The organism is Pseudomonadota bacterium (genome assembly GCA_010028905.1).
Taxonomy (GTDB): Bacteria; Vulcanimicrobiota; Xenobia; order RGZZ01; family RGZZ01; genus RGZZ01.
The window spans coordinates 1-11768 of record RGZZ01000114.1 but is presented as its reverse complement, the minus strand read 5'-3'; the positions used below and the strand labels follow the sequence as shown (position 1 = coordinate 11768).

The window sequence follows — 11768 nt, the reverse complement described above, 5'->3', positions numbered from 1 at the left end:
ATCCCGCCAATCTCGAGACGGCCGATTGGCGGCAGGTTCCCAATACGGGTCGGCGGCTCGATTGGGGCAAGAATCCGACGCGGTATCCTCCCCAGATGTGCTTCAACGCTCCCGCGGTGGTCTCCGCGGTGAAGGCGCGGGGCCGGCTCATCGGCGAAGAGACCGCGGCGCAGGCGCGACGGCTCGAGTCCGAAGCCAAGGGGCATCTCTTCGGCGGGATCATCGCGGGCTGGGAGACGCGCATCGGACGCGACTTCAAGACCGACCGGCCGCTGGGCTTCCGCGCCTTGGCCAACCGTGGTTTCTCCGAGAAGAATCCGCCGAAGGACGACGTCGCGGAGCGCGTCGAGGTGGTGAAGGAGTTCATGGAGCGCTGGGCTGACGCGCTCGCCGTCCCGGGCCTGCCTCGCGAGCGCATCTACGGACACATCGCCTTCACGGGCCAGGGGCTCGATCCCAGAGAGAGGACCCGGACCGTCACGACGTTCGATCTGCCCGAGGTCGCGTTCAGCCGCGCTTATCGTGCGGGTTTCTCCACATACCCGGACGGCGCGGCGCTGAAGCGGATCCAGGACCAGGTGGCCGCGCACGGGTCGGCGCCCTGGATCTCGGCCGAAGGCACCAACGTCTCGCCGACGGGCATGCCCAGCGGCATCACGATGGAGACCTACCTCGGGTCGATGTTCAACCACGGCGCCGTGATGGTGAATCTCTTCGCCTGGCAGCTGGGCGGCGACGCCAACCGCGACCATTTCTTCCGCCGGGCGATCGAAGGCCCCGAGCCGCTCGCCGCCTACGCGAAGTTCCTCCGCGGCGAGACGCTGACGGAATCCCCCGCCCGCGGATTCTCCCCCGAGGCGTTGCAGGCCAAGATTCGACGGATCCAGGCCGAACTGCCAGGGTGGGTGAACCGGACCGGTCGACAGACGGAGGTCGAGCCGCTGATGCAGCAGCTGCAGTCCCTCGTCGATGAGAAGAGATGGACCGAGGTCGACCAGACCGCAGACCGCGTCATCGAGCTGCTCTCCGCGCCCGAATAGAAGTGACCCGTTACGCGGGCGACAGTCAGCGCGGCGTAGAGGGTGCGGTCGGAGCGCCCTTCACCTCGCGGGCCGTTGGGCGGTCGGAGAAGAGCAGCGTGCCATTTCCCGAATCGGGGAGCATGACGGTGAGGCTCGACGACCCGCGTGTGGCCAGGTACAGGCTTACGTCGCGAGTCACATAGGCGTTGCGGATGTTGTAGTCGATCGAGGAAGTGCCGTCGCGTATGCGCACCACTCCGCTCAGGGTCGGGCGGGCCTCACGGGGGCCGCCGCGGACCGGGGTCAGAACCTCGATCCGCAGCAGCTTGACCACGCGCTGCCCCCCAGGGAAAGAGACGTCGGAGAACGTCCCCGCGTAGTCGACGTGCAGCGGTCCCGCCCCCGCCAGGGGCGTGACGAGCCACACGCAGACGACGGCAGCGACTAGCGCCGCACGGCTCACCTGGGGTTTACCTGGCCGAGCGGGCGTTCGCCCGCGCGCGAGCCGACGGTCCGCTCGGAGCGTTGCCCACGACGACGGGGGCGGCCACTTTCTCCTCCACGGTGAGGGGAATCTGGTACATTCCCTTGCCGTACGTCGCGATTGCAAGCACGAGGCCGGCCCGCTCGATACCAGTGATCTGCACGGACGGCAGGCCTTTCCCGAATGCAGTGAAGCTCGTGCCGGTCTTCTCGCGCGAGAACAGGCCGGCCGTGTCGGTGCCCACGAAGATGCGGTTGGGCGCCACGCTGTTGTCGATGTACACAGACTGGGCGGGTGAGTCGGGGAGGCCCGCCGAGACGTCGGCCCAGGTCTGTCCTCCGTCGGTGGTCTTGAACAGCTTGCCGCCGTTGGGGTTGAACTGCGGCACCGTGGCGTAGGCCGTCTTGCCGGTGGCATCGTCGATGTCGACAGCCAGAGCCGAGATGCGGAAGCCTGTCACCACTGCCTTGCCGGTGAACTGGCCCCCTTCGGACAGGCGGCAGAACACCTTTCCGTTGTTCAGGCCGGCGTAGAGCACGCCGGTCGACTTCGGGTGGTAGGCCAGCGCGGTGATGGTGACCGTGCCGTCGAGCGGTCCACCAGAGGTCACCGACCAGGTGTCACCCCGGTTGTCCGTCTCGTACACCTGGTTGGTGCCCACCGCCAGTCGGGTCGGGGTGGTGGGATGCACGACGTAGGGCGTTACGAACTCGCCTGGATCTGCAGTGTTGATGCCCTTGGTGATGTTCGTGGCCTTCGAAGCCTCCTTGCCGCCTCCCGTGTAGCGTGACAGGAAGTTGGCACCGTACTGGCTCGCGTAGTAGACGATGTCCGGATTGACGGGGTCGACGCGGGCAAGGGTGCCGTCGCCTCCCTGCACCTCGGTCCAGCGGCGGTTGTCGTCGAAATAGGCCGACCCGTTGTCCTGCATCCCAGTCCAGGCCTGCTTCGCGTTCCTGGGATTGAGCGCGAGACCGTACAGCTGGAGGCTTTCTATGCGGCCGGTGGCCTGGTTTCCGTTGAGATTGCCCCAGGGCGTCGTCGCGGTCGCCGCGGCTGCATCGACGAGCTGGTACAGGCCTCCGTCGGTGGTGGCGCGCAGGGTGGTCTTGCCTCCCACGTTGATCGCTTCGAAGTACTGGTAGTCGACGTGCGGCTGTGTGCTGGTGGATCGCGAGCCCGGGCCGATGGGCACGACCGTGGCGTTACCGTTGGCGAGGTTGATGCCGTCGACGCGAATGGGGCCCACGCCGCCCAGGTACACGACGAGTGGGTTGATGGGGTCGACCGCGATGCACGAGTCGTAGTTCGACTGCTGACCCAGCAGGCTCGGGATGGTGGGCGAGGTCTTCACCTCGACCCAGGTGGCGCCGTTGTCCTGGGTCGCGAACAGGCCACGGAAGTCGCGCCCCTGCTCGTTGCCCACCAGTGCATAGAGGACGGGAGTGCTGTTCGACATGGCGGTGGCGAGGCGGATGCGGCTGAGCTGAGTGGGGGCTACCAGGACGTTGTTGCTGGAGTCCTTGATGGACAGCTGCGTCCATGTCGCGCCGCCGTCGGTGCTGCGATAGATGCCCGAGTTGGCCGGCGTGCCGCCGCTCGCGTCGACCGCCGCGAAGATCCAGTTGGCGTCGTCCGGGCGGGCTACGATGTCGGTGCACGGTCGCGAGGGGTTGGCTCCGAACGAGGTCTGGAACGCGTTCGCGAAGGTCTGGCCCCCGTCGGTGCTGATGAAGGGCCCGGTGTTCCCGTCGTCGGCGATGTAGCTGCCGCCGAAGTTGCTGCCCGTGACCGGGAACACGCCGGCCAGAATGGTGTTGGGCGCGCCGGGCTTCACCCAAACGCGCGAGACGGCCTTGCGCGCGAACACCGAGCTGCCCGGCAGCAGCGAGAAGCTGGCGCCCCCGTCGGTGCTGCGGAGAAGGCCCGCACCATAGAACCCGTTGCTGTTCGACTCGCCGGTGCCCACGTAGAGTGTGCTGTTGGTATTGTCGTTCGGATCAAGTGCAAGTGCTCCGGTGGCCAGGGTCGGCTGGTTGTCGGTGAGCGGGGTCCAGGTGTTGCCACCGTCGGTCGTCTTCCACACTCCGCTGCTGGCCGTCCCGCCGTACATGACGGCGCTGTTCGAGGGGTCGGTCAAGACGGCTGGCATGCGGCCGGAGACGTCCTGCTGCTGCTCTCCCGTGTTGTCGAACAGCGGGCCGGGGCCGAAAGAGACGAAGGTGCCCTGGTCGTTGTACACCGGGGTGTTGACGTTCACGGTCACCCCGTCGCCAGAGGCGCTGGCGGTTTTCGCGGCCGACTCGTCGACCTCGTCGCTGCCTGAGGCGACTTCTTCGCCGTCTTCGTTGTAGCAGGCGACCCGGATCCGCTCCTTCTTCTTGTCTACCTCGACGGTGAAGGTCTGGGTGACATCACCGTTGCCCTGCAGCTCGATGGGATCCTGGAGATCGTCCAGCGTTTCCGGGTCTTCGACGTGCACGAAGAAGACCTTGGCCTGGTCGTCGAGGGGGACCTGCGACGACGTCTTCCCGACAGGGAACTTCACCGTGATCTTGAGCGGCGTGCGCGTCGAAGGGGTAGATGTCGAGGAGATCGACGCGGTCGAGATCGGTGTGAAGTACGTGTTGCTTGCGCTCGATCCGCACCCGCTCAGGAGCACAGCGCTCCCGGCGAGTGAGAGCGCGAGGTTGAGGAGGGGGTGATCGCCTCTGCGTGACGGTTGCATCGGAAAAGTCTGCCCTTCGTATTGCTCTTGAAGCCGGCGTGCCCTGGAGAAGTACAAGTATACGGTGCGGGCGGACTTTCCTTCTTATGTCGATACAGCTGCCTGGCGCCCTTCCGCTGCACGCGGGTCATCTGCTGCGTGCATGAGAACCCCTGTCGCATTCTCGACACCGTGTCTGCCTGCGAAGGCGGGCCCTCAGCCCCTGTTCAGCGCAGCCCGCAGCGCCGATGCGCACAGGGTCACCGCGGTGTTGGCTTCGTCGATGACCCGGCCCATGGTGATGAAGCCGTGCAGCTGTCGCGCGAAGCACACGTACTGCGTGGGCACGCCTGCGGCCGAGAGCGTGTCGGCGTAGGCGCGCCCGTCATCGACCAGCGGATCGAATCCGGCTGTGAGCACCAGGGCAGATGCGGCGCCGGCGTGGTCGCGCGCCAGCAGGGGCGAGGCCCGCGGGTCGTCGAGGTCGCTGTCGGGGCCCATGTAGTTGCCGATGAACCATAGCATGTCGTCGTGGGTGAGCAGGTAGCCCTGGGAAAAGGCGTGGTGCGAAGGGGCTTTCGTGCGCATGGTGGTGGCGGGGTAGATGAGCAGCTGGAACGCGGGCGGCACGGCGGCGGTTCGGCGCGCCAGCGCCACGGCCGCGGCGAGGTTGCCCCCGGAGCTGTCGCCCCCCACGGCCGTTCTCGATGCGTCGAACCCCCAGCGGGTTGCGCTCGCGATCGCGTGATCGAAGGCGGCCAGCGATACCACGCCGATGCCGGCTTGCGCGCAGAGGCTTCGGCACAATGTGTCGTGGGTTTCCAGGTCGCCAATGGTCCAGCCGCCGCCGTGGTAGTAGACGAGGGCAGGAAGCGTGCCATCGCTGTCGGCGGGGCGGTAGATGCGCAGACCGATGGTCGCGCCCTCGTGCGAGAGCGATTCGTCGAACACGGCCCCCACCTGCGGCGGATCGGGCTGGGTGAGGGCGCGTCGCTCCCGGTACGCGGCGCGGGCTTCGGGAACGCCCTGGGTGTGAATGGGCGGGATGCCGCGCTCGACGAGCAGGTCGAGCAGCGCCCGGGCCTGGGGGTCGAGCAGCGGTGATGCCGCTCCGCGAACGGACGATTCCACGGGGCTAGCCGCCCTTCATGGCGATGGCCTGCACCGCGGTGATGGCCACCACGTCGACGATGTCGTCGGCCTTGCAGCCGCGCGAGAGGTCGTTGGCCGGTTTCGCCAGGCCCTGCAAGATGGGCCCGATGGCGGTGGCGCCGGCCAGGCGCTCAACCAGCTTGTAGCCGATGTTGCCCGCGTTCAGATCGGGGAACACCAGCACGTTGGCGCGCCCCGCCACCTTCGAGTCGGGGGCCTTGCTGCGCCCCACCGATTCCACCAGGGCGGCATCGGCCTGCATCTCGCCGTCGACCGCGAGGCCGGGCGCACGGGCGCGCACGTACTGCAGCGCCTGGGTCACCTTGTCGACCAGCGGATGGGTCGCGCTGCCCCGGGTCGAGAAGGAGAGCAGGGCCACCCGGGGCTCGGCATCGAGCAGCGCCTGGCAGCTCTCGGCCGAGGCCACGGCGATCTCGGCCAGCTGCTGGGCGTCCGGATTGGGCACCACGCCGCAGTCGGCGAAGATGAGGGCGCCGTTCTCGCCGTAGGGGCAGTTGGGCACGGCCATGATGAAGAAGCTCGAGCAGAGCTTCATGCCCTCTTTCATGCCGATGGTGAGCAGGGCCGCGCGCACGGTGTTGGCGGTGGTGTTGGTGGCGCCGGCCACGGTGCCGTCGGCCTTGTTGTCGGCCACCATGAGGTTGCCGAAGTAGAGCGGATCGCGCAGCGCCATGCGGGCTTCTTGCAGGGTGAACCCCTTGGCCTTGCGCTTCTCGTGGTAGAGGGCGCTGTAGCGCTCGAAGTCGGGCGAGTCGGCCGGAATCACGACCGGGATGCCGTCGAGGCTCACGCCGGCCTTCTCGGCCGCTTTCTTCACTCCGTCGCTGCTGGCCGCGAGCACGGTCACCTTCGCGATCTTCTCGTCGCGGATGCGGGCGGCGGCCGCGAGGGTGCGCGGATCTTCCCCCTCGGGGAGGACGATGCGCTGGGGGTTGGCTTGGGCACGTCTGCGCAGGGTCTCGAGAATGCTCATGCAGGCCGATTGTTCAACGCGCGGGCGATCCCCTGCCGCCTCCAGGGGCCGTTCCTGCACGCCAATCTGTTCTCGCTGCCGAAGTGGCAGGTTACCCTGGTCAAGGGCTCGGCCGCGCACGTGAAGCCTCGGTGGGCGCCGCATTGCGATTCATCAGGCGGGGTCGTGACGGTTTTCGTGTCGACGCGGCGGGCATGACAAGGGCGAGGCGCAAGCCCGTTCGAGGAGGCTGCGGCGTGGAGCCAGACGCGACAACACCGATCGATCCTGCCCGCTCGGTGCTTCAAGCTCCGCGGTCGGCCGCGGTGGCCGGCATCGTGTTTGCCGTGCTGATGATCGTGCACGTCGTTTTGATTCGCGTCACCGTGCCGGCCGGGCCGCGCGATGCGGGGACCTGGCTGATGGGGGGAGCAGGGACGGTGGCCGTTGCGGTGGGTCTCGTGCCGTTTGCGGGCATTGCCTTCCTGTGGTTCGTCGGGGTTCTCCGCGACCGCCTGGGCGCGCAGGAGGACAGGTTCTTCGCGACGGTGTTCCTGGGCAGCGCCCTCCTCTTCCTGGCCACCACGTTCGTCTCGTCCGCGGTGGCGGGAAGCCTGCTGGAGATGCACGCTGCCTCTCCCGGTATGCTGCTCGACTCCGGTCTGTTCGCCTTCGGCCGCAGGGTGAGCCACGAGCTCACGAACGTCTACAGCATGAGGATGGCGGGCGTGTTCATGATCTCCACGTGCACGATGTCGCTTCGCACGGGTATCCTCCCGCGATGGATGGCGTGCCTCGGGTTTGTGCTGGCGGCGGTTCTCTTGCTCAGCCTCGGCATCCTCTACTGGACGCACCTGATCTTCCCGCTCTGGGTTCTCTTGATCAGCACCTACATCTTTGCGACGAATCTTCACGGCTAGTCTTGCGCACCAGGGTTGGTTGAGGACCCCGCACGAAAAAGCCGAAGGCCGGCTGTTCCGCAGGCAATGGAGCCAGCCACCATGGGGTTGCCGAAGTAGAGCGGAGCACACGGGCCACGGTCGTCACATGCCAGGTGTCTACACATCCTCGCGTGGCGCATCGGGGAATGCTACACATCCTCGTGTGGCGCCCTGGGTCGCGCTGCGGGAGATAAGGCGTCTTGGAGCCTGCGGTGAAACGGTTTCCAGGGATCATCGCGCGTCAGCGGCACCGATCGTGCGCGCAACCAGGGCGACGCGGTCGGCCAGGTCGGGGGCGTGGCGCAGCTTGTGACGGGCCTTCTCGAGCTGGCTCTGCGCGCCCTTGAGATTGTCGCGCTCGTGCTGGTAGAGCGCCACGGCGAGGTGCAGCAGCCCGTGCACCCGCAGTCGTTCGTGACCCGCCGGAAGCAGGCGCCACGCCTCTTCCCAGTGCTCGTGGGCCGCGAACCAGCGCTCCTCGCGGAACGCGGTCTCGCCGCGGGTGCAGGCCGCCTCAGCCGCGTCGTCCACGCGGCGCAGCCTTCTTCGCGGGCGCAGCCTTCTTCGCCGGCGCGGCCTTCTTCGCCGGCGCGGCCTTCTTCGCCGACGCAGCCTTCTTCGCCGGCGCGGCCTTCACGGGTACCCCATCGATGAGCGGCCGATGGCCAGGGCAGAGATCGTACAGCGGACATTCGCCGCACTGGGGGCGCCGCGCGATGCAGATGTTGCGCCCGTGATGGATGAGCAGGTGCGACAGATTGGTCCACTCATCGCGGGGAACGATGGCCATGAGGTCGCGCTCGATCTTCTCGGGGTCGCTGTTTCGCGTGAGCCCCAGCAGCTGGCTGATGCGTCCCACGTGGGTGTCGACCACCACCCCGTCGTTGCGCCCGAATACCGTTCCCAGAACGACGTTGGCGGTCTTTCTGCCCACGCCGGGCAGCACGCGCAGTGCATCCATGTCTGGCGGAACCTCGCCACCGTGGCGTTCGACCAGAGCCTGTGCCATGGCGATGAGGTTCTTGGCCTTGCTGCGGTAGAAGCCGGTCGACCGCACGATCTGCTCAAGGGCCTCTTGTTCGATGGTGGCCAGGGCGCGCGCGTCCGGGCAGCGCTTGAACAGGGCGGGGGTGACCATGTTCACGCGCTTGTCGGTGCACTGCGCCGACAGTATGGTGGCGGACAGCAGCTGGAACGCGTCTTCGTGATCGAGCTCGCAGGTGGCGCCCGGGTACGTCTGGTGCAGAAGCTCGACGAGTCTCGCCGTGCGGCGTGTCAGTGTGCTCTTCGATTCCATGGTGGGCTTTCTCAATCGCCGCCCGAGCTACGGGTGCAGGTTGAACTCGTCGTGGAGACGCTTCTCGACGAACGCGTACATCTCGGGGTCGCGGTTGCGCATCTCGCGCGCCTTTTGTCCCCCTTCGAGATACGTGGAGTAGGCCTCGGCGGTGTACTCGACCACGCCGCGGTTCTCCTGGCCACGGCTGCCGCGGTGAGCGTAGGGGGACCAGATGTCGCCCTCGTTCGGCTCGGCGTCTTCCGGCAGCGAGATGATCGTGCGCTCATCGCGCTGGGTCACGTGCGCCGTGGCGCTGTCCTGCAACGGCACCTCGACCTCGGAGGTGGAGGTCTTGTGCTTGTGCGTGATGCGCTGGGCCGTCTCGAGGAGGGCGGTGCCCGCCAGCAATCCCCCAAGTCCGAAGGCCACCGGCGCGATGGGAGGAAAGACCAGACCAGCAGCGGCGATGGCCGCGCCCGCGCCGCCACCGAGAACGAGTGGGGCCTTGCCCGCCTTCTTCACCGAATCGATGACGAAGGTCTCGACGCCGTCCTTGCGTTCGTACCGCACGGGCCGCGGGCCCCAGCCGTCGAAGGTCGAGGTGAAGCGGGCGCTGGTGGGCAGGCCCGACTGCGCATCGGCGTGTGACTCGCGCAGCTCGTCGCGCAGCCCGGCGACATCTTCGACGCCGCCTCGCGCCTGGTACCGCTGGTAGAGCGCGTGAACCTCCGGCGACAGGCTCGACTCATTGAGCGCGTTGGCTCGGGCCCGCTGCAGGTTGTCAGACGGTGTGCCACTCGGCTCGCGGAGGCGATCGCCGCGCATGTGATCGATGGCGTGGCACAGCTCGTGCACCACCGTGTGGGGGCCGTCTTCACCGAGCAGGGTCGACTCCATGAGCTGGATCTGTCGCGTGATGAGGTTGTAGCCGCCCAGCATCTGCAGGCCGTCCTTGGAGACGGCTTTCTGCGCCTCGCTGGGCGCCTTGGTGATTTCGAAGCGCACACCCTTGGCGTGGAGCGCCTCGAGCTCGCCCGTGGGGAAGGGGTGCAAGATACTCTGCATGCGCCGGCGCGCGGCCTTCGACACGTGCCCGGCAAGCTGGTCGATGGCGTGGGTGCGCCGCGCGTCGAGCCGCCCCGGCGTCTTCGGGGAGGGGCGGCGAATGGTTCCGGGTGCAGGCGGGCTGCTGGCCGCGTGGGTTCGCGTTCTGTGCGGGTCGATCACAGGGCGGGCTCCTCGTCGTGCACTTCTCCAGGCCGGTGTGGACCTTCTCCGTGACCTGAAGACTTCTGCGTTCCGCCGCGCGCTTCCTACCGTCGTGCCCGCGCAAACCGGGCTCCCAGGTCCGGGAGGCTGCGTCCCCCCGCCAGCGGGCCTCGCCAGAGGGCTTCCGCTTCGACAGGCGAACCTCACCCGCGGTGCGACGCGCCGCGCAAGGCCAGCACAGACCAGCGCAAGGAGCCATGAACGTGTTCGGGTACCTGCAGAGAATCGGTCGCGCCCTGATGGTTCCAGTAGCCCTGCTGCCCGCCGCCGCCATCTTGATGGGGATGGGATACTGGATCTCGTCGAGCGGGGGCGGTGGGAGCGCCGCCGCCGCGCTGCTGAGTCACGCCGGTGGCGCCATTCTTGAGAACATGCCCCTCTTGTTCGCGGTGGGGGTGGCCTACGGGCTGTCGAACGACAAGGACGGCGCGGCGGCCCTGGCCGGCCTGGTGGGCTACCTGGTGGTCACCACCTTGCTGAGCCCCGAGGCCGTGGCCCAGATGCGCGGCATGCCCACGAGCCAGGTGCCCGTGGCCTTCACCAAGATCAAGAACCCGTTCATCGGCCTTCTCTGCGGTGTCATCGCCGCCGAGCTGTACAACCGCTTCAGCAGGGTCGAGCTGCACAAAGCTCTCGCGTTCTTCAGCGGCCGTCGGCTGGTGCCCATCGTCACCTCGGTGACGATGGTGGGGGTCTCGCTGGTGCTGATGGTCGTCTGGCCGGTCACCTACGGGGGCCTCGTGTCGTTCGGCCGGTCCATCGTGGGCCTGGGCCCCGTCGGCGCAGGCATCTACGGAATGCTGAACCGCCTGCTCATCCCCGTGGGCCTGCACCATGCCCTCAACTCGGTCTTCTGGTTCGACGTTGCCGGCATCAACGACATCCCCAACTTCCTCGGGGGCGCCCAGTCCCTCGCCAGGGGCACTGCCACGCCAGGCGTCACCGGCATGTACCAGGCTGGCTTCTTCCCCATCATGATGTTCGGACTGCCCGGCGCCGCCCTCGCCATCTGCCAGACCGCGAAGCCCTCGAACCGCGCCAGGGTGGTCTCGATCATGGGCGCGGCGGCAATTGCCTCGTTCTTCACCGGTGTGACCGAGCCTCTCGAGTTCTCGTTCATGTTCGTGGCACCGCTGCTCTATGTGCTGCACGCGCTGCTGACCGGGGTCTCGCTCTATGTCGCCGCGGCCATGCACTGGATGGCGGGCTTCGGGTTCAGCGCCGGTCTCGTCGACCTGACGCTGTCGAGCCGCAATCCGCTGGCGGTTCGCTGGACGATGCTGATCGCGCAGGGCCTGGTCTTCTTCGGCATCTATCATGTGCTGTTCCGCACACTGATCATTCGCCTCGACCTGCGCACGCCGGGCCGGGAAGACGACGAGACGCCCGCCGGCGAGCCCCCTCAGACCGCCTCTCCGCATGTGGCGCTCTCTGTCGAGCGCTCGAGCGCACCGCAGTCCGTCGAGCGCGAAAGCGTGACCCTCGCCCGCCGCTACGCCGAGGCGCTGGGAGGCTTGCAGAACCTCACCGACATCGACGCCTGCATCACGCGGTTGCGCCTCACCGTGGCAGATATCTCACAAGTAGACGAGGCAGCGCTCAAGGCGTTGGGTGCCGCGGGGGCGATTCGCCTGGGAGAGAACAACCTGCAGGTCGTGCTGGGCCCGAAGGCCGAGATCATTGCGGGCGAGATGAAGGCGCTGCGCGTGCTGTAAGGCGGGTGACAGCCAGGCCTCCCGGACGCTCACCCGTGATCTGTGGAGATGCAGAGTCGAAACGGATTCCATTCCGTATTGTAACATACGGGTAATCTAGAACTGACGCCGGCGCAATCTCAGATCACTAAAGTCAGAGCAGGATGTTGATCTGGGGGTGTGCCATGATATGTGTCTCGCCTTGTTTACCGCCCGTGTCAAAGACACGGGGTCTGGCGCGCGGCTT

Annotated in this window: 9 protein-coding genes and 1 pseudogene; 3 read left to right on the top strand and 7 right to left on the bottom strand. The window is 67.3% G+C overall.

What is annotated here, in order from left to right:
- Positions 1-95 precede the first annotated feature (95 nt).
- Entirely contained in the window at positions 96-1040 is a 945-nt protein-coding gene (locus tag EB084_10180; GenBank protein NDD28618.1) for a hypothetical protein, read from the top strand.
- A gap of 25 nt (positions 1041-1065) precedes the next feature.
- Here EB084_10180 and EB084_10175 read toward each other — a convergent pair whose 3' ends face one another.
- The 4 genes from EB084_10175 to pta all read right to left on the bottom strand — a co-directional run bounded on the left by EB084_10175 (position 1066) and on the right by pta (position 6359).
- Positions 1066-1449, bottom strand: a complete 384-nt coding sequence (locus EB084_10175; protein NDD28617.1) for a hypothetical protein — start codon at positions 1447-1449, stop codon at positions 1066-1068.
- Between the two features lie 43 nt (positions 1450-1492).
- On the bottom strand, positions 1493-4234 hold the full coding sequence (locus EB084_10170) for an exo-alpha-sialidase (GenBank protein ID NDD28616.1): 2742 nt from the start codon (positions 4232-4234) through the stop codon (positions 1493-1495).
- A 195-nt stretch (positions 4235-4429) separates the two neighbouring features.
- The gene (locus EB084_10165) at positions 4430-5311 is read right to left on the bottom strand and encodes an alpha/beta hydrolase (protein NDD28615.1); all 882 of its coding nucleotides are present in this window, start codon (positions 5309-5311) and stop codon (positions 4430-4432) included.
- A 37-nt stretch (positions 5312-5348) separates the two neighbouring features.
- Entirely contained in the window at positions 5349-6359 is a 1011-nt protein-coding gene (pta, locus tag EB084_10160; protein ID NDD28614.1) for a phosphate acetyltransferase, read from the bottom strand.
- Positions 6360-6619: 260 nt separating this feature from the next.
- Between pta and EB084_10155 the strand changes: the two genes are divergently transcribed.
- Complete coding sequence (locus EB084_10155; GenBank protein NDD28613.1) at positions 6620-7258, top strand: hypothetical protein; 639 nt, start codon at positions 6620-6622, stop codon at positions 7256-7258.
- 252 nt (positions 7259-7510) lie between these two features.
- On the opposite strand, the gene EB084_10150 is transcribed toward EB084_10155, so the two are convergent.
- The 3 genes and pseudogenes from EB084_10150 to EB084_10140 form a co-directional block, all read right to left on the bottom strand.
- Positions 7511-7891, bottom strand: coding sequence for a DUF309 domain-containing protein (locus EB084_10150; GenBank protein ID NDD28612.1), 381 nt, complete (start codon positions 7889-7891; stop codon positions 7511-7513).
- 55 nt (positions 7892-7946) lie between these two features.
- Positions 7947-8576 (bottom strand): annotated as a pseudogene (gene nth / locus EB084_10145) (endonuclease III).
- 27 nt (positions 8577-8603) lie between these two features.
- A complete protein-coding gene (locus EB084_10140) occupies positions 8604-9785 on the bottom strand; it encodes a hypothetical protein (protein NDD28611.1) in 1182 nt (393 codons plus the stop codon).
- Positions 9786-10024: 239 nt separating this feature from the next.
- Between EB084_10140 and EB084_10135 the strand changes: the two genes are divergently transcribed.
- Positions 10025-11542: a PTS glucose transporter subunit IIBC gene (locus tag EB084_10135; protein NDD28610.1), complete on the top strand. Its 1518-nt coding sequence runs from the start codon at positions 10025-10027 to the stop codon at positions 11540-11542.
- Positions 11543-11768 lie beyond the last annotated feature (226 nt).

Coding starts and splice junctions, on each gene's coding strand:
- EB084_10180 (NDD28618.1), top strand. CDS start 96: ATGTGCTTCAACGCTCCCGCGGTGGTCTCCGCGGTGAAGGCGCGGGGC.
- EB084_10170 (NDD28616.1), bottom strand. CDS start 4,234: ATGCAACCGTCACGCAGAGGCGATCACCCCCTCCTCAACCTCGCGCTC.
- pta (NDD28614.1), bottom strand. CDS start 6,359: ATGAGCATTCTCGAGACCCTGCGCAGACGTGCCCAAGCCAACCCCCAG.
- EB084_10135 (NDD28610.1), top strand. CDS start 10,025: ATGAACGTGTTCGGGTACCTGCAGAGAATCGGTCGCGCCCTGATGGTT.